Below are 15,695 nucleotides of genomic sequence, written 5' to 3'. Positions count from 1 at the left end.
CTTCCCGGCCCTCGCCCTCCCGGCTCGCCCCCCTTCCCGGCCCACCCCTCCGTCCGCGCGACTTTCGTCGCGGGACGTCGAGCCGTTCGGTGGTCCCCGCCCGGTCGCACCCCGGGCCACAATCGCCCGTACCGGAAACGATCAAGGGGGACGCTGCCGTGGGTGAATTCGTGGCGGAGATGATGGCGCTGTTCGCGGACGGGTTCCTCCGCAAGCTGTTCGTGGCCCGTGCCCGCCGCCGCCTCGCCGCCGGCCGCACCGCGAAGGTCCCCTGCTCGGCCCGCTCCGAACGTCCCGGCTGGCAGCCCGTCTACGTCAACGGCAAGCTCCGCATCACCCCCGGGGCCGCCGTCGTGACCTTCGGCCCGTCCGAGGGCGGTCGCACCGAACTGGCCGCCGGGGGCACCTTCCACGACCCCGAGCCCGGCACCTGGCACGACCAGGACTGGGCCGCCACCGCCTACCGCCCGCCCGGCGACGGCCACCCCGTCTACCTCCAGGTCGACAGCCGCTACCTGCCGCTGGTGCACGCCGCACTCACCGCGCCGGAGGTCCTCAAGACCGTCTGACCCGACGGATGCGGACAGTTCGGTCCGACCGGTTTCGGCATCCGGCCCGGATGCGTCAGACTGGTGTCCCGTGAGTGACTCCCCGCTGAACCCTGTGCCGATAGCCCGCGCCCGGGTGGTCCTGCTCTCCGGGCCCTCCGGTTCGGGGAAGTCCTCGCTCGCCGAGCGCAGCGCCCTGCCGGTGCTCCAGCTCGACGACTTCTACAAGGACGGCGACGACCCCACCCTCCCGCTGCTGCCCGACGGCGCGGTCGACTGGGACTCCCCGCTCTCCTGGCACCGCGAGCAGGCCGTCGCGGCCATCCGCGACCTGTACGGGACCGGCCGGGCCGAGGTGCCGGTGTACTCGATCCCGGACAACGGACGGATCGCCACCCGGGTACTGGACCTCGACGGGGCCGGTGCGTTCGTCGCCGAGGGCATCTTCGCCGCCGAGATCGTCGGCGAATGCGCCGCCGAGGGCCTGCTGGGTGACGCCCTCTGCCTGCGCAACGGTCCGCTCACCACCGCCTGGCGGCGGCTGCGCCGGGACGTGCGCGAGGGCCGGAAGTCGCTTCCGGTGCTGGTGCGGCGCGGCTGGCGGCTGATGCGCGCCGAGCGCACCATCATCGGCCGGCAGGTCGCGCTGGGCGCGCACCCCTGCGCCGGGCCGGAGGCCGAGCGCCGGATCCGCGTGGCGGCCTCCCAGGAGCTCTCCGCCGTCTGACGTCCGGACAGGGGCCGGGCCGGACCCGCTGCGGCCGCCCACGGCGGCCCGGAGCCCCGGACGGCCGGCTTCACGACTTCGCGGCCCGCCCGGCTCCACGTCACGGCCGGCCACCGCGCGGTCTGCCTCACGGCGCAGCCCGAGAACGGGAAGACGGAAACGGCGGGCCCGGTGCGTCTCCCCCGCACCGGGCCCGCCGCCTTCCCCGGACGGTCCCGGCCTCCCCCGGCGGCGCCGCTCCCCCGAGCCGGCGCCTCCGTGCCGTGTCCGTCCTGCTACCCGTCCCCCGACGGGAGTCATTCCCGGGGCCGCCCTCGGCGGCCCCTGCGACCGCCCTGGAGCGGCCCCCTGCGGCCCTTACGCGACCAGCTCGCCGAAGGCCCGGCCGGTGTCGCCCGAGGTGTTCAGCTGCTCGTCGTCGCGCAGCCGGCGCAGCGCGCGCCAGATGCTGCTCTTGACCGTGCCGACGCTGATGCCGAGCACGTCGGCGATCTCCGGGTCGGTCTTGCCCTCGTAGTAGCGGAGCACCAGCATGGTCCGCTGGTTCTCCGGCAGCTTGGCCAGCGCCTGCCAGAGCACGGCACGCAGCTCGGTGCCGCCCATCGCGTCGGTGTCGCCGACCGTCTCCGGCAGCTCCTCGGTCGGGTACTCGCTGACCTTGCGGCGCCGCCAGGCGGAGATGTGCAGGTTGGTCATGGTGCGGCGGAGGTAGCCCCCGACCGCCGCCTTGTCGGTGATCCGGCCCCAGGCCCGGTAGGTGCTGAAGAGCGCGCTCTGCAGCAGGTCCTCGGCCTCGTAGCGGTCACCTGTGAGGTGGTACGCGGTGGCGTACAGAGAGGCGCGACGCTCGCGCACGTACGCGGTGAACTCCGTGATGTGGTCCTCCGCGACGGCCGGGCGCTCCTCCCGCGCGCCGCCCTGTGCCACTTCGGTGGTGCGCGCCGCCGCGGGGTTCAGCCGCAGCAGCGTCGCACCGGCGGCCTCGCGGCCGGCCGACTCCCCCGAGTCGGCCTTCCGCAGGCCGGTCCCCCCGATGCCCCGGTTCCCCCCCGGGGCGTCCGTGCCCTCGACGCGGACGGGGAGGATCCCCCGCAGCGTGAGGGTGTTGCCGGAGTCGGCCGCGTTCCCCCGACGGCCGATCCCGTACATCTCCCCCGTCCTGCCGCCGCCGCTCACCCGGCGTGCGGCAGTACTTCCACCGGTGCTGTGTGCGCACCCCCGTACGATCACGGCACCGGAGGTCTCGTCGGTCCTGACCTCGAACCGGGTCCTGTGGGTGTTCGCTGACGAACGCGCGGTGCCGACAGCCGGGTTGGTCCGGGTCTGAAGCATGGCGTTCATCGTGCGCCCCCTTGTTCGGTACGAGCGGTTCCGTTGCCGCCTTCCAGCCGGCCAGTTGGCCCGCTGTCCTGCGGCGACATCGAAAATCTTGCCCGCCGGTTGTGATGACGCTGTCCGTCGACTGTCACAGGGCTGTCACAGGGCCGGGCCTTTTGTCGTGCTCGGCCTCCCGCCGTTGACGGACGCCGGTGGCTCGGGTTCCGGTTCCCGGTCGGGCGGTGGGGGACGGGGGCGGGTGACGGCAGGGGCGAGTGGGGGGTGATTCGCCGCTCCGGGTGAGCCAGAATGAGCCCGTGCCTTTCCTCCTTCTGATCGAGGACGACGACGCCATCCGGACCGGCCTCGAACTCGCCCTCACCCGCCAGGGCCACCGCGTGGCCACCGCCGCGTCCGGCGAGGACGGTCTGAGGCTCTTCAAGGAGCAGCGGCCGGACCTCATCGTGCTGGACGTGATGCTGCCCGGAATCGACGGCTTCGAGGTCTGCCGCCGGATCCGCCGGACCGACCAGCTGCCGATCATCCTGCTCACCGCCCGTTCCGACGACATCGATGTGGTGGTCGGCCTGGAATCGGGCGCGGACGACTACGTGGTCAAGCCGGTGCAGCCACGGGTGCTGGACGCCCGGATCCGGGCCGTGCTCCGGCGCGGCGAGCGGGAGAGCTCGGACTCCTCCGTCTACGGCACGGTGGTGATCGACCGGGCGGCGATGACGGTCACCAAGGACGGCGCGGACCTCCAGCTCACCCCGACCGAGCTGCGGCTGCTGCTGGAGCTCAGCCGGCGACCCGGGCAGGCGCTCTCCCGGCAGCAGTTGCTGCGTCTCGTCTGGGAGCACGACTACCTGGGCGACTCCCGGCTGGTGGACGCCTGCGTCCAGCGGCTGCGGGCCAAGGTGGAGGACGTGCCCTCGGCGCCGACGCTGATCCGCACGGTGCGCGGGGTCGGCTACCGGCTGGACCCACCGGCGTGACCGCCACCCCGACCAGCGCACCGATCGCCACTCCGACCGCCACTCCGACCGCCGCCCCCATCGGCGCCACCGCAGGTGCCTTCACCGGCACCCGCCCCGCCGGGCACTCCACCGGACACCCCACCGGCCCGGCGATATCCCGACCCCCGCACTGAACTTCCGCAACGACAGGCTCCCGTGACTGACCATCAGACGACGACCCGGCGGTTCTCCTCGGGCCCGTGGCGACGGCTGCGCTCCCTTCGGGTGCGGCTGATCGCGGTGTTCGCCGCGGTCGCCCTGCTCACCGCCGTCTCGGCCTCCGGCATCGCGTACTGGCTGAACCGGGACGCGGTGCTCAAGCGCGCCCAGGACACCGCGCTCAACGACTTCCGGGTCTCCCTCAGCCGCAACGTCTCGAACCTGCCGCTGAAGGCGACCTGTCACGACCTGATCGACCTCGCCGGCTACGTCGCCAGCTCCGGACTCACCTACGACGTGGTCGTCGTCGACCCCGCCCTGCCGGACTGCATCGCCTCCTCCGATCCGGCGCGGTACTCGCTCGCCAACGTCCCGACCCCGTTGCAGACCGCCGTCGCCAAGCCGCGCGAGATCACCGAGTCCAACCCGTACACGTACCACCTCTACTGGCAGCGGCAGAACCTCGACGGCCGGCCGTTCGTGATCGGCGGGACCAAGGTGGTGTCGACCGGTCCGACGGCGTACATGTTCAAGTCGCTGGAGAACGAGCGGGCCGACCTCAACACCCTCGGCTGGTCGCTGGCGATCGCCACCCTGCTGGCGCTGATCGGCTCGGCGCTGCTCGCGCAGGCCGCGTCGGCGACGGTGCTGCGGCCGGTCAAGCGGCTCGGCGACGCGGCCCGGCGGCTCGGCGAGGGCCACCTCGACACCCGCCTGGAGGTCGAGGGTTCGGACGAGCTCGCGGATCTGGCGCGCACGTTCAACCGGACGGCCGAGTCGCTGCACGAGCAGGTCGAGGAGCTGAGCGCGCGCGAGGCGCAGAGCCGGCGGTTCGTCGCCGACATGTCGCACGAACTGCGCACCCCGCTGACCGCGATGACCGCCGTGACGGACATCCTGGAGGACGAGGCGGAGTCGCTCGACCCGATGATCGAGCCGGCCGTCCGGCTGGTGGTCAGCGAGACCCGGCGGCTGTCCGACCTGGTGGAGAACCTGATGGAGGTGACCCGCTTCGACGCCGGCACGGCCAAGCTGGTCGCCGACGAGGTGGACATCGCCGACCTGATCATGTCCTGCATCGACGGCCGGGCCTGGTACGACGCGGTCGAGCTGGACGCCCCGCGCGGGGTCCGGGCCGTGGTCGACCCGCGCCGGCTGGACGTGGTGTTCGCCAACCTGATCGGCAACGCGCTCAAGCACGGCGGCTCGCCGGTGCGGGTGCGGGTGCGGGAGACCCCGGACTCGGTGGTCGTCGAGGTGTCCGACAGCGGCCCCGGCATCCCCGAGGACGTGCTGCCGCACGTGTTCGACCGGTTCTACAAGGCCGACAAGGGGCGGGCGCGGTCGGAGGGCAGCGGTCTCGGCCTCTCCATCGCGATGGCCAACGCGCAGATCCACGGGGGGACGATCACGGCCGCCAACGGGGAGGTGGGTGCGGTGTTCACGCTGACGCTGCCGGTGTCGCCGCCACCCCCGCCGCCGGCCGACGCCCCCGAGGAGAGTGCCCCGTGAGACGTCCCTTCGACCGGCGGTCCTTCGGTGCCGCCGCCCTGCTGGGCCTGGCCGTACTGGCGGCGGGCTGCGGCATCCGCCCCACCGCCGTCCCGGTGGACGCGGGGGCACCGGCCAGCCGGACCGCCTGCCCCACGGTCGCGCAGATACCCACGGCGCCCGGCACGCCGTCGTCCGCCGCCGTCCCCCCTGCGGCGGTGACGCCGACGCGGTCCCCCGAGCCGGGGAAGGTGTCGGCCCCGGCGCGCGCGGGGGTGGCCTCGCCGTCGCCGGTGGTGGTGACGCCGTCCACACCCCCGGCCGACAACGCGTTCAGCGCGGTGCCGTCGACCTCGCCGTCGACCGCGGCACCCTGCCGCTGAGGGGCGCCCGGCGGGCCTGCGGGTCCACCGGGCATCCCCTCGGCCGCCCCCACCCCTTCCCGCGCGCCCCTTGCCGCCTCTCGCGCCCCGGAGCGGCTCCGGGTTCGCTCCGGCGCGCGGCTCCGGCGCGCCGTCCCGGACCTGCTCCGGCGTGCAGCACAAAGTTCGCACCGGCCGTGGAACCGTCGCGCCGTCGGCCCACGTCCTTCCTCCCGTGCAGCGAGATGGCACCAGGACACGCGCAGAGCGTGCCGGCGTGCGGACCGAGACCGGGCGGCCGACAGCCGCCCACACCGGGCGTGCGACGGCCGTCCACCACCCACTCCGGGTGGTGGGCCTCCTCGGCCTCACCCTCCATCTGGTCCTGGTCGGCTGGCTGGTGCTGCGCCCGCTGCCGGTGGCCTGGGTGTACGACGCCAACCTGACGCCGCTGGCCTCCCTGCACTCCTCCAGCCTGGGACAGGTCCTCGGCGAACTGCTCCTGCCCGCCCCGCTCGGCCTCCTGCTGCCGCTCGCCGGAGGTCGTCTCCGGGCGCCCTGGCTGCTGTCCTTCCTCCGCACCACCGGCGCCTCGGCCCTGCTGGCCACCGCCCTGGAGTTCCTCTCCTCCTGGGCCCCGGGCCACGTCCTCAACGTGGACCACATCCTGCTCGCGGTCGTCGGCGTCGGCATCACCCACCTCGCCCTGGTCCCCGCCGGACGCTCCCTCCTCCTCCGCCGCGCGACGGCCCCCCGGGCCACGGCACCGAGGTCCACGGCGTCACGGGCCACGGCGTCACGGCCCACGGTGTCCGCCCGGGTTCAGGCCCCGGCAGCCGCACCCACCGCCGCGCCCACCTCTGCGCCCGCCGTCTACGCGGAGCCCGTCGCGGGCCGCGGTCACTGAAGCCCGACGCCGCCCGCCGGGCACCCCGCGAACTGCGTCTCCTCCGACAAGACACCCTCCTCGGCAGTCGGTCCGACCCCGGTCCGCCCCACCCCGGTCCGCCCCGGTCCGCCCGAGCTCAGTCCGCCCTGCGGACCCGGCCGCCGACCTCGATCAGGCCGCCGTCGCGGATCCCGGTGACGATCTGCGAACCGCACCCCTGGGTGATCGTCAGATCACGGCCCAGCTCGGCGGTGAGGAGGAGGGCGGCGGCGCCGGTGGCCTCGTCCTCGTCGATGCCGTCGTCCCGGCCGGGGAAGGCGCGGGCGCGGACGGTACCGGCCGCCTCGTCCACCCAGGCCCAGGCGTAGATCCACTCACCCGGCGGCGGCACCGCCAACCCGTCCACCTCGGCCGGTGAGCCGTGGCGCCGGAGCGTGCGCGGCGGCGCCCAGGCGGCGGGCGCCGCGATCCGGGTGAACGCGCCGTCGTGCCGGACGTCGACCGCGCCGGCCCGGGTGACCAGCCGGTCCACGCCGAGCAGCCAGGCGGCGCCGACGCACGGGTGCCCGGCGAAGGGCAGGCGGAGGGTGGGCGTGTAGATGTCGACGGCGCCGCGCTCCGGGTCGTCGACGAACACCGTCTCGCTGAAGCCGAGCTCGCGGGCGAACGCCTGCCGGTCGGCCTCGGCGGGAAGGGCCGCCCCGTCGCGGACGACGCCGAGCAGGTTGCCGTACCCGCCGTCCGGTCCGCAGAACACGTGCAGCACTTCGTGGTCGGTCATCTGCTCACCCTCGTCCGATCGGACCCCGCTCCGGAGCCGAATTCGTTATCGAAATACCGCCTGAATTACCTTCCGAAATATTTAATTTTGTGATATACTGTCAAAATCTATCGGTAATGTCCGCTTTCATGGTGAACAACGGACAACCGAGCCGGACGGCTCTCATGGCGGCTGCGGCACGCGCGGCGCATCTCCTCGTCGACGACGCCCCCGCAATCCTCTCCGACACCGTGGCCCACACGTTTCTCGCTGAGCACGCCGACGAACTCCTCGGCTATCACCGGTCCTACGGCAGCCACCCCGTCCTGGCCGGCGCACGGACCACGGCCGTCACCCGCAGCCGCTACACCGAGGACCGGCTCGCCGGGCTCGTCGCCCTCGGGATCGACCAGTACGTGATCCTCGGCGCCGGGCTCGACTCCTTCGCCTACCGGTCCGAACTCGCAGGCCGGGTCGGGGTGTTCGAGGTCGACCGCCCTGCGGCCCAGGAGTGGAAGCGGGAGCTGCTGCTCGCGACGGGGACGCCGGTGCCGCCCTCCACCGTCCTCGTCCCGGTGGACTTCGAGCAGATGTCCGCCCGGTCACTGACCGACGGGCTCGTCCGGTCCGGCTTCGACCTCGACCGGCCCGCACTGGTCGGCTGGCTCGGGGTCACGATGTACCTCACCCGGGAGGCGATCGGCCGGACCCTGGACGCCGTCGGCGGCTTCGCCCCCGGCACCGAACTCGTGGTGGAACACCTCCTGCCGCCCGAACAGCGCGACGAGACGGGTGCGGCGTACGCGGAGGCGGTGATGGCCGCGACCGCCGAGCAGGGCGAGCCCTGGCGGACCTTCCTCGGCGTCGAGCAGATGGACCGCCTGTTGTGCGCGCACGGGCTCCGCCCGGTCGAGTACGTCCGGCAGCACGAGACGGTCGGCCCGGCGGAGTGGGAACGCACCGACGCGCTCCGCCCCTTCGAGCTGTCCGTACTCGCCCGCGCGACCGTCCCCGCCCGGTAGGCCCCGGCAGGTCCCGCGTAGGTCCCGCTAGGTCCCGGCAGTGCTCGAAGCGGGCGCGCCGGACGTACCGGACGCGCCCGCCGTGCTCAGCCCCCCGTCGGCCCGCCGGGGCCGGGCCTGCCGACCGGACCGGCCGGGCCGGGCGGACCCGCCGGACCGGCCGCCGGGCCCGCCGCCGGGCGGGACGGCCTGGCCGCCGGGCGGAGCTGCTGGCGGCGGTGGGCCACGAGCAGCGTGCCGATGCCCATCGCTATCGCGGTGCCCCCGGTGATCGCCATCGGTGCGTTGAAGGAGTCGCCGCCCGTCGTCGCCAGGTCGGCGGGCGGCAGCGGGGCCGCCGCCACGGTCACGGTGACGGCCGGGGCCGGTGCGGCGGGCGCGGTCGGCGTGGCGTCGGCCGCCTGCACGACCGGCGCGCTGGTCGACGGCGCCGGAGACGTGACCGCCGCGAGGCCGACCGCGGGCGCGGTGGCGGCGGGCGGGCCCGCCGGGGCGACGGACGGCGCGGTCGGCTCGGCGACCGGGGCGGTGCCCACCGTGCTGGGCGCCGCCTGCGGGGCCTGCGGCGTGGACGGCGCGGCGCCGGCCACCGTGATGTCGACCGCCGAGCTGGTGGCCGTCGCCCCGGACCCGTTCCCGCCGCCCTGGGGGAGGCTGAGACCGGTGAACACCAGCGACAGCACGCCGGCCGGCACGTCCTGCGCGAACGCCAGCCGGACGTTGACCGTCCGGGACTCGCCGTCGCGCAGCCGGACGAGGCCGCTGTCCTTGTCCCCGGTGCGCAGGGTGAGCGTGAGCCGCCCCGCCGCGGACGAGCCCTGGTCGACCGCCGGGAGCCACTCGCCCTCGGCCGTCTGGAACTCCAGCCGGGTCCCCTCGGCGGTGGGCAGGGCCCGCCCCCGGAAGGTCAGCTCGGGCAGGAAGGCGATCTCCTTGCCGCTGCGGTTGGTGAGCGACAGGCGGAACGGCTTCGCCTCGCCGCCCGCGGTGAAGGAGACCGGCACCGCGTCCAGGGCGAGGAACGGCACACCGGGCGCGGGGGCGGGCGTGGGGGTCGCGCTGCCGCCCGCCGCCGTGGTGACGAACTCGGAGAACGGGCTGCTCGCGCTGGAGATCCGGTTCTCCGGCGGCAGCGTCGGGTCCGAGACGACGGCGTTCAGCGCGGCGGTCGCCCGACCGGCGGGAGCGTCGGCGGTGACGGCGAGACGCAGCCGGTACGTCGCCGAGCCCCCGGCGGGCAGGCTCAGCCGGGAGTTGAAGGCGTCGAGCGTCCAGGTCGCCCCGACGGCGGCCCCCGGGTTGGGCGTGGCGGGCTTCCACTGCGCTCCGCCGGGCGGCTGGAACTCCAGCCGGAGCTGGGTCTCGCGGATCCCCGAGTCGCCGTTCGCGACGGTGAACCCGGTGGTGACGTCGACGGCGTGGTCGGCGGAGTTGCGGAGCGTGGCGGTGAACTCCGCCGCGAGCCCGCCCGCGGTGAAGCCGCGGGGGAAGCCGTCGAGGGTGACCGTGACGGGGCTGCGCTGTTCCTGGACGCCGGGGCCCGGGACGCCCTGTCCCTGGGCGCTGCGGACCGTGTCGGCCTTGGCGGGGCGCGGAAGTGCGGAAGCGGCGGGCGCGGCGGCGAGGGCGGCACCCGAGACCAGGGTCGCCGCGGCGGCCAGGGCGAGGGATCTGCGGTGCTGAGTACGCAAGGGGACCTCATGGGAGGAAGGCGGGCGAACCCGACGGAACCCGGCAGCAGGCGGTTCGCCGAGGTGGGAGGCCGCACCGGGACTCTCACCCGGGTCGCTGCTTCGCCCCCCAACCACCAGCGACGGCCGCATCATATCCGAACGCACTGACGCTTCCTGAGCGGTTTTCAAGGGGTGAACGGCGGGTTCGCCGGGTGGATTCGGCGATGACACCGTGGCGAAATCGTGAGGACGACTGTCGGTGGACTCCAGTACTGTGCGCACTCGTCCCCATCAGCCGCTCTTCCTCACTCACCCACAGGAACCTCCCTTGAATTTCGACTTCGACGCCGAGCCCCTCTTCTCCTGGTACGTCGTGCTGCTGGCCGTCAGCGGCATCGCCATGGTGGTCCTCGGCGCCATCAACCTCGGCGGGGTGAAGCTCGGCTGGCGCATCCTCAACATCGTCGCCGGCATAGCCTTCGTCGGGTACGCGTACTACCTCGGGTTCGTCTTCGAGGGCGGCGAGTACCGGATCTTCTTCCAGGCCTTCATCCTGCCGGTGGTGCTGATCGCCAATTCGGTGAAGGCGCTGGCCGAGCGCTCCAACGCGACCGCCCCGCAGCCGGTGCCGGTGCCGAACGCCCCGCAGTACAACCCGACCGCGCGTCAGCACCAGGCCGCTCCGTACCCGCCGGCCGCTCCGTACCAGCAGCCCCACCAGCAGGCCGCCCCGCAGCACCAGGCCCAGCCGTACCAGCCCGCCGCCCCCTACCAGCAGGCCGCCCCGTACCAGCCGGCCCAGCCGCAGGGCCCGCAGCAGGGCTGACCCACCCGGCCCACCGCCGTCCGCCGGGCCGCGCCGTTCGGCGCCCGGCGGGCGGCGCGGCATTCCGGTGGTCGCCCCGCCCGCCCCGCCCTACCATCCGCCCATGACCAGCACCCGCGCGCCCGAGGCCACCACCCCCGCCATCACCCTCGTCCCGCTCGACGTGGACGACGCCGAGTTGCTGTACTCCTGGCGCTCCGACCCCGTGGCGGCGCACGAACTCGGCCACTGGCCGCGCCCCTTGTCGGCCGTCCGCGAACGGATCGAGCAGGACATCGAGGACTCCGACCACGACGGCTTCCTCGTCGTGCTCCCGGACGGCACCCCGGTCGGCTCCGCCGTCCTGGCCGACCAGGACATGGTGGACGGCCTGGCCTGCGTCCGCTTCCTCGTCGCTCCCGAGCAACGGGGCCACGGTTACGGTGCCGCCGCCCTCGACGCCCTGGTCGACCTCGCCTTCGGCGAACTCCCGCTGCACCGCCTCGAAGCGATTCCCCACACCACCAACGCCCCGGGGCTCGCGACCCTCGCCCGCGCCGGCTTCGTCCAGGAGGGCGTCCGCCGCTCCGCCTGCTTCCACCGGGGGCGGCGCCACGACATCGCCATGCTCGCCCTCCTCCGCCCGGACTGGGAGGACCGGGACCGGCCCCGGTCCTGGGAGCGCTGAACTTCCCCCGCAACGGCCGGAAGCCCCCGCGACAAACGCCCCGGCACACGATGCAATGGCACCCGGGACACAGCCGTGCCGGGGAGGGCGCATCGGATGTCGGGCGAGAACCAGCGGACCAACCGCACGCTGCCGGGATTCGAGAGGTGGATGCTCGTCACCGTCCTCGCCTCCTTCCTGCTGTTCGTCGGACTCCACCTGAGGGGAACGGTGGAGCCGCTCACCGACTGGCGCTCCCTCGCGGCCGGGGCCCTGTTCCTGGCCATCGGCACCACGATGTCGTACGCCTCGGACCGGAAGGTCGGCATCGCCGTGGTCATCGGAATCGTCAACGGGTACGCGGCAGCGGGCATCGTCCATCAGTTCCTGTAAGGGTGGGAGCGCGACGGTCGGTGACGGCGGAGGAGTTGGTCGGACAGTGCTGACAGGAGCGCCGGTGACGCCGGAGGCGGTGACGCACGACCTGGTGATCGTCGGTGGTGGCCCGGCGGGCTGCGCGGCGGCGGTGATGGCGGCGAGCGTGGGGCTGCGGTCGGTGCTGATCGAGCGGCACGAGCCGGCGCACTCGCTCCGCCGGGTGCCGGCGGTGGAGAACGTCCTCGGCTTCGCGACCGGCGGGGCGTTCGCGGACGCCGTCGCGGCGGACGTTCGGCGGGTGCACGAGCTGTGCGAGGTCCGCACGGGCTACGCGGCGGAGGAGTTGCAGGCGGACGACGGCGGGGTCACCGTGCGCCTGGCCTCGGGCACTTCGGTCCGCGCGCGGTACGCGGTGGTCGCGACCGGCGTCCGGGCGGCGCTCCCGGAGGAGGCGGAGTGGATCACCTCCGACGCCGGCCCGATCCCTCCGGTGTGGGAGGCGGACGCCGTCTCCCTCTCCGGTCGCCCCGCCCTCGTCCTCGGTGCCGACCGCCCCCTCGGCACGCTGCTGCGCGCCCACCCGGACGTCCCGCTCCGCCTGGTGGTGCCGCACCCGCCGGCGGACGCCTACAAGGCCGACGAGGTGCGCGGGGAGGGCCGGGTGACCCTGCGGGAGGTCGCTTCGCTCGACCTCCGCCGGACGGTCGACGGCCGTTTCACGGCAGACGAGTTGGGCGCCTTCGACGCCGACGCGGTCTTCGTGAACCTCGGCTGCCGCCCGGCCGCCGTGCCCGGAGCGTTGGTACGGGGCGAGGACGGCTACTGCCCGCCCGAACGGCAGCACCCCCGCGTCCTCACCGCCGGGGACCTCCGGTCAGCGCGGGGCCAGCGCATCATGACCGCCACCGGCTCGGGTGCGGAGTCCGCCCTGAACGTCTACTACGCGCTGAGGCTCAGCAGTTGAGCTGAGGACCAGCACCCCGCAACGTCCGAGTCCGCCGGTCGGCGGACATCGGCGGCGGCGGTGGCTGCGCAGGAAGTCGGATCGGCCGACTTCCTGCGCAGAGAGCGAGGACCGTGACGTTCGACCTCAGGCGAGTTCGGCCCACGTGCCCATCGTGGCTTCCAGCGTCCAGATACGGACGTCGGCCTGCACCCGGGATGCGTACAGGTCCCGCTCGGCGACGATGCTCAGATCGCCGGTGCCGAGCTGTTGACGAACCGCATGATCCGCCAGATCCATGCCGGTGGTCCCGCCCCCGCATAGCAGGCTGAGAAAGGCGCCGTCCCAGGTCCGCTCGTGCAGCTTCCAAGGGGCCTCGCCGGACGCTGTCTTGCGCAGCATGCTCATGAAACTGGTGGCGCAGGCGCGACGGGCCGTCCCGTCCTTGATCTGGAAGACGTGGTTACCGGTCTCGATCACCGTCGCGGTCGGCAGGACGAAGCGCACCCTGGCCTTCAGCCGGACATTCATCTGCGCCAGGATCTCGGCGCGATGGCCGTTCATGTGAGGCACGTCGAGGATCTCGACAAGGATCGAGGTGTCGAGGAAGTCGACGACAGGCAGTTGGAGCCCTGACCTGCGCTGGTTGCTCACGGGCTCACAGGCTCCTCAGGAAGTCCTCGACGCTGGTCATGCCGTCCCGGGGACGGATCGCTTCCGGCAGTCGGCCCTTGGTGATTGCATCGCCCAGGTCTCCGGCCGCCAACAGATCGACATAGCCCGGCAGATCCGTGAGGCGAGTCAGAATACTCTCCCCGGACTCCTGGTCACGGCTGCACACGACCACACCTGAGTGATCCTGCGCGGCAAGGGAATTGAGGAGTGCCGGGCTGTGGGTGGTGAAGAGAACATCGGCGCTTCGCCGCACCGATTCCTCCTTCATCAGCCGTAGTACGCGCGCGGCCTGCGTGGGGTAGAGGCCGTTCTCGATCTCCTCGATCACCAGATGCCGCTGGGCCTGCGCAGGCTCCTCGCCATCGCAGGAGACGGGAGCGCTGAGCAGCGCGGTGCCGAACGCCAGGAACCGCAGCATGCCGTCACTGAGGAGTCGCGCCGGAACATCGTGCTCCTCGCCGTGATAGCCGGACTCGCGCAGCACCAGTTGGACATCGCCGATCCGTGTGTCGACGCTGCTGATGCCCATCACCGGGTACTCGGGCATACCCGCCACGAGTTCCGTGAGCCGTCCGAAGGCTTGGAGATCGGTCTCGGCCAGGTTCTCCACCACTGCGCTGAGGTTGTTGGCACTTCGTCTGAGCTCAGTGTCACGCCTGTTGACGTACTGCCGCATGAGGTGTGGAACCGGATCCAGTAGGAACACTTCCCGCAGGACGGAAAGAACGTCCTGCGCAGCGCGGTGTACCAGCTTGGTCGCTTCCGTCGTCGCAGGCAGCCTCACCGGGACCTGACTCGTCAGCAAGCGGTCGGCGGCGAAGGGGATCCCCGGATCAGCACCTCGCAGTCCGTTGAAGTAGCGGACTTTCAGGTCGCTGCGGCGCGGGTCCGGAGGGCTACTGGCCAGCAGCGAACGGCCGGCGGCGAGTCGGCGGCTGCCGTAGCGCACTCCCTCCACAGCCGTCAGCTGCTCGCTCAGGATCCGCACCTCGGGGTGCACAGCGATCTCCACATCGAGATCGAAGACCGCCTCACCGGATCGCACGCGGCAACCGAGCGCGAAGCTCTCCGCCCCGAGCGGCGCGCACCCCTCGGCGCCACCGCGGATCGGTTCCTCACCGCCGCTCCGTGGCCCGTCCAGGGCGTCATGCACCGGCTCGCCCAGAGCAAGACGGGACAGCACCACCAGCCCGTCCAGCGCGTTGGACTTCCCGCTGCCGTTGCGGCCGATCAGTACCGTGAGGTCGCGGAGGGGCAGGCACTGGCCGGTGAAGCTCTTGAAGGAGGTCAGGCGTACCTCCTCCAGACGGGGAGTCTCCACCGGGCACCTCTCTCTCGCTCGCTCCGACCTGGAACTGTCGTCACCCCAGCTAAGCAGTAGCGATTACAGGCCGTCCAACGGTGAGCGGTGGCGCCACGGGAACAGTCGCTCGTACGCACCACCACGACGAAAGCGCTGTTCACTGCCGCGTGCACCGGGGCGGAGGGTGCGGACGGCGAAGTGGAAGGCGGTGGCCGCGAGGACGGTGGAGAGGACGAAGAGGGAGGCGACGCCGACGCGGAAGAGGACGTGCGGCACGTCGAGGACGTGGGAGAGGACGAGGTAGCCGGCGGTCCCGGTGAGGACGGCGCCGAGGGCGGGGGCGGAGAAGTGGTGGAAGGCGAGGCGCTTGGGGAGGGCGGAGAGGAGGGAGCCGGTCGGTATGGAGATGAAGGTGCCGACGAGGAGGCCGACCATGGCGCCGAGGGGTACGGAGGTGGAGCGGAAGGCGATGAGGGCGACGAGGGCGCCCCAGAGGGTCCCGCCGATGACGCCGACCTGGGTGGTGCGGACGATGAGTCGGATACGCCAGGTGTCGGCGTTCATCAGTGAGATCCTCCGGGGCGGGGAGAAGCGCGGTTCAGATGAGGTGGTCGAACTCGCCGGCCTTGGCCGCGAGGAGGAAGGCGCGGAGCCTCACCACGTCGGTAGCGATGACGGCATCCGAGTCATCTGATTCGCGGAGGTGGCGGACGTCTCCGCTGCCGTAGGCAAGCTCGACGCACGTGCTTCCGCCATCAGCATCGCTGAAGCTGGATTTCTGCCAATCGATCCGGTTCACATACACCCCCGACATTGGTGTCAGCTTGTGATTTATCCGGTGCGGCGGGGTTTGGTGCCGACCTTGTGATGAGCCGGTCGGCGGTAGGGCTCGCCGGTGGCCAGGAGCAGGCCCACGTCGTAGCGGTTCGCGGGGCGGCGGTTCTTGGAGCCGGGCGGGCG

At 72.9% G+C, this 15,695-nt stretch carries 19 protein-coding genes; 12 read left to right on the top strand and 7 right to left on the bottom strand.

From position 1 onward, the window contains the following. Window positions 1-158: 158 nt before the first annotated feature. Both PUR56_RS26135 and PUR56_RS26130 read left to right on the top strand, forming a co-directional pair. A complete protein-coding gene (locus tag PUR56_RS26135; protein ID WP_329950709.1) occupies window positions 159-569 on the top strand; it encodes a hypothetical protein in 411 nt (136 codons plus the stop codon). 70 nt (window positions 570-639) lie between these two features. Continuing rightward, a complete protein-coding gene (locus PUR56_RS26130; protein ID WP_329882704.1) occupies window positions 640-1,275 on the top strand; it encodes an ATP-binding protein in 636 nt (211 codons plus the stop codon). Between the two features lie 357 nt (window positions 1,276-1,632). Here PUR56_RS26130 and PUR56_RS26125 read toward each other — a convergent pair whose 3' ends face one another. Further along, complete coding sequence (locus PUR56_RS26125) at window positions 1,633-2,424, bottom strand: SigE family RNA polymerase sigma factor (protein ID WP_329950708.1); 792 nt, start codon at window positions 2,422-2,424, stop codon at window positions 1,633-1,635. 485 nt (window positions 2,425-2,909) lie between these two features. Between PUR56_RS26125 and PUR56_RS26120 the strand changes: the two genes are divergently transcribed. The 5 genes from PUR56_RS26120 (at window position 2,910) to PUR56_RS26100 (ending at window position 6,527) form a co-directional block, all read left to right on the top strand. Further along, on the top strand, window positions 2,910-3,587 hold the full coding sequence (locus PUR56_RS26120) for a response regulator transcription factor (RefSeq protein ID WP_327677620.1): 678 nt from the start codon (window positions 2,910-2,912) through the stop codon (window positions 3,585-3,587). Further along, complete coding sequence (locus tag PUR56_RS26115) at window positions 3,584-3,742, top strand: hypothetical protein (protein ID WP_329950707.1); 159 nt, start codon at window positions 3,584-3,586, stop codon at window positions 3,740-3,742. Before PUR56_RS26120 ends, PUR56_RS26115 begins: the two co-directional genes overlap by 4 nt. A 22-nt stretch (window positions 3,743-3,764) precedes the next feature. Continuing rightward, window positions 3,765-5,279: a HAMP domain-containing sensor histidine kinase gene (locus PUR56_RS26110; protein ID WP_329882702.1), complete on the top strand. Its 1,515-nt coding sequence runs from the start codon at window positions 3,765-3,767 to the stop codon at window positions 5,277-5,279. After that, on the top strand, window positions 5,276-5,641 hold the full coding sequence (locus PUR56_RS26105; protein WP_329950706.1) for a hypothetical protein: 366 nt from the start codon (window positions 5,276-5,278) through the stop codon (window positions 5,639-5,641). Before PUR56_RS26110 ends, PUR56_RS26105 begins: the two co-directional genes overlap by 4 nt. A gap of 256 nt (window positions 5,642-5,897) precedes the next feature. After that, window positions 5,898-6,527 (top strand): VanZ family protein, encoded by a 630-nt coding sequence (locus PUR56_RS26100; protein WP_329950705.1) that lies wholly within the window; start codon window positions 5,898-5,900, stop codon window positions 6,525-6,527. Between the two features lie 118 nt (window positions 6,528-6,645). On the opposite strand, the gene PUR56_RS26095 is transcribed toward PUR56_RS26100, so the two are convergent. Continuing rightward, entirely contained in the window at window positions 6,646-7,290 is a 645-nt protein-coding gene (locus PUR56_RS26095; RefSeq protein WP_329950704.1) for a PhzF family phenazine biosynthesis protein, read from the bottom strand. Window positions 7,291-7,418: 128 nt separating this feature from the next. On the opposite strand from PUR56_RS26095, the gene PUR56_RS26090 reads away from it, so the two are divergent. Next, complete coding sequence (locus tag PUR56_RS26090) at window positions 7,419-8,291, top strand: class I SAM-dependent methyltransferase (RefSeq protein ID WP_329950703.1); 873 nt, start codon at window positions 7,419-7,421, stop codon at window positions 8,289-8,291. Between the two features lie 86 nt (window positions 8,292-8,377). Here PUR56_RS26090 and PUR56_RS26085 read toward each other — a convergent pair whose 3' ends face one another. Then, complete coding sequence (locus tag PUR56_RS26085) at window positions 8,378-9,982, bottom strand: hypothetical protein (protein WP_329950702.1); 1,605 nt, start codon at window positions 9,980-9,982, stop codon at window positions 8,378-8,380. 310 nt (window positions 9,983-10,292) lie between these two features. Between PUR56_RS26085 and PUR56_RS26080 the strand changes: the two genes are divergently transcribed. The 4 genes from PUR56_RS26080 (at window position 10,293) to PUR56_RS26065 (ending at window position 12,778) form a co-directional block, all read left to right on the top strand. Further along, window positions 10,293-10,790 carry a hypothetical protein gene (locus PUR56_RS26080; RefSeq protein WP_329950701.1) on the top strand — a complete coding sequence of 166 codons (498 nt, stop codon included), beginning with the start codon at window positions 10,293-10,295 and terminating at the stop codon, window positions 10,788-10,790. A 103-nt stretch (window positions 10,791-10,893) separates the two neighbouring features. Continuing rightward, window positions 10,894-11,457 (top strand): GNAT family N-acetyltransferase, encoded by a 564-nt coding sequence (locus PUR56_RS26075; RefSeq protein ID WP_329950700.1) that lies wholly within the window; start codon window positions 10,894-10,896, stop codon window positions 11,455-11,457. A gap of 96 nt (window positions 11,458-11,553) precedes the next feature. After that, complete coding sequence (locus PUR56_RS26070) at window positions 11,554-11,829, top strand: hypothetical protein (protein WP_329950699.1); 276 nt, start codon at window positions 11,554-11,556, stop codon at window positions 11,827-11,829. Window positions 11,830-11,893: 64 nt separating this feature from the next. After that, the gene (locus tag PUR56_RS26065) at window positions 11,894-12,778 is read left to right on the top strand and encodes an FAD-dependent oxidoreductase (protein WP_329950698.1); all 885 of its coding nucleotides are present in this window, start codon (window positions 11,894-11,896) and stop codon (window positions 12,776-12,778) included. 126 nt (window positions 12,779-12,904) lie between these two features. On the opposite strand, the gene PUR56_RS26060 is transcribed toward PUR56_RS26065, so the two are convergent. The 4 genes from PUR56_RS26060 to PUR56_RS26045 form a co-directional block, all read right to left on the bottom strand. Further along, window positions 12,905-13,411 (bottom strand): hypothetical protein, encoded by a 507-nt coding sequence (locus PUR56_RS26060; RefSeq protein ID WP_329950697.1) that lies wholly within the window; start codon window positions 13,409-13,411, stop codon window positions 12,905-12,907. A gap of 4 nt (window positions 13,412-13,415) precedes the next feature. Next, entirely contained in the window at window positions 13,416-14,753 is a 1,338-nt protein-coding gene (locus PUR56_RS26055; RefSeq protein WP_329950696.1) for an AAA family ATPase, read from the bottom strand. 63 nt (window positions 14,754-14,816) lie between these two features. Then, window positions 14,817-15,299: a hypothetical protein gene (locus PUR56_RS26050; RefSeq protein WP_329950695.1), complete on the bottom strand. Its 483-nt coding sequence runs from the start codon at window positions 15,297-15,299 to the stop codon at window positions 14,817-14,819. 34 nt (window positions 15,300-15,333) lie between these two features. Continuing rightward, window positions 15,334-15,549: a DUF397 domain-containing protein gene (locus tag PUR56_RS26045; protein WP_329950694.1), complete on the bottom strand. Its 216-nt coding sequence runs from the start codon at window positions 15,547-15,549 to the stop codon at window positions 15,334-15,336. Window positions 15,550-15,695 lie beyond the last annotated feature (146 nt).

The sequence above is a fragment of the Streptomyces sp. BE303 genome, from assembly GCF_036290945.1.
Taxonomy (GTDB): Bacteria; Actinomycetota; Actinomycetes; order Streptomycetales; family Streptomycetaceae; genus Kitasatospora.
This window is presented reverse-complemented; position numbering and strand designations above follow the sequence as displayed.

Coding starts and splice junctions, on each gene's coding strand:
- PUR56_RS26125 (WP_329950708.1), bottom strand. CDS start 2,424: ATGTACGGGATCGGCCGTCGGGGGAACGCGGCCGACTCCGGCAACACC.
- PUR56_RS26095 (WP_329950704.1), bottom strand. CDS start 7,290: ATGACCGACCACGAAGTGCTGCACGTGTTCTGCGGACCGGACGGCGGG.
- PUR56_RS26090 (WP_329950703.1), top strand. CDS start 7,419: ATGGTGAACAACGGACAACCGAGCCGGACGGCTCTCATGGCGGCTGCG.
- PUR56_RS26075 (WP_329950700.1), top strand. CDS start 10,894: ATGACCAGCACCCGCGCGCCCGAGGCCACCACCCCCGCCATCACCCTC.
- PUR56_RS26070 (WP_329950699.1), top strand. CDS start 11,554: ATGTCGGGCGAGAACCAGCGGACCAACCGCACGCTGCCGGGATTCGAG.
- PUR56_RS26050 (WP_329950695.1), bottom strand. CDS start 15,299: ATGAACGCCGACACCTGGCGTATCCGACTCATCGTCCGCACCACCCAG.
- PUR56_RS26045 (WP_329950694.1), bottom strand. CDS start 15,549: ATGTCGGGGGTGTATGTGAACCGGATCGATTGGCAGAAATCCAGCTTC.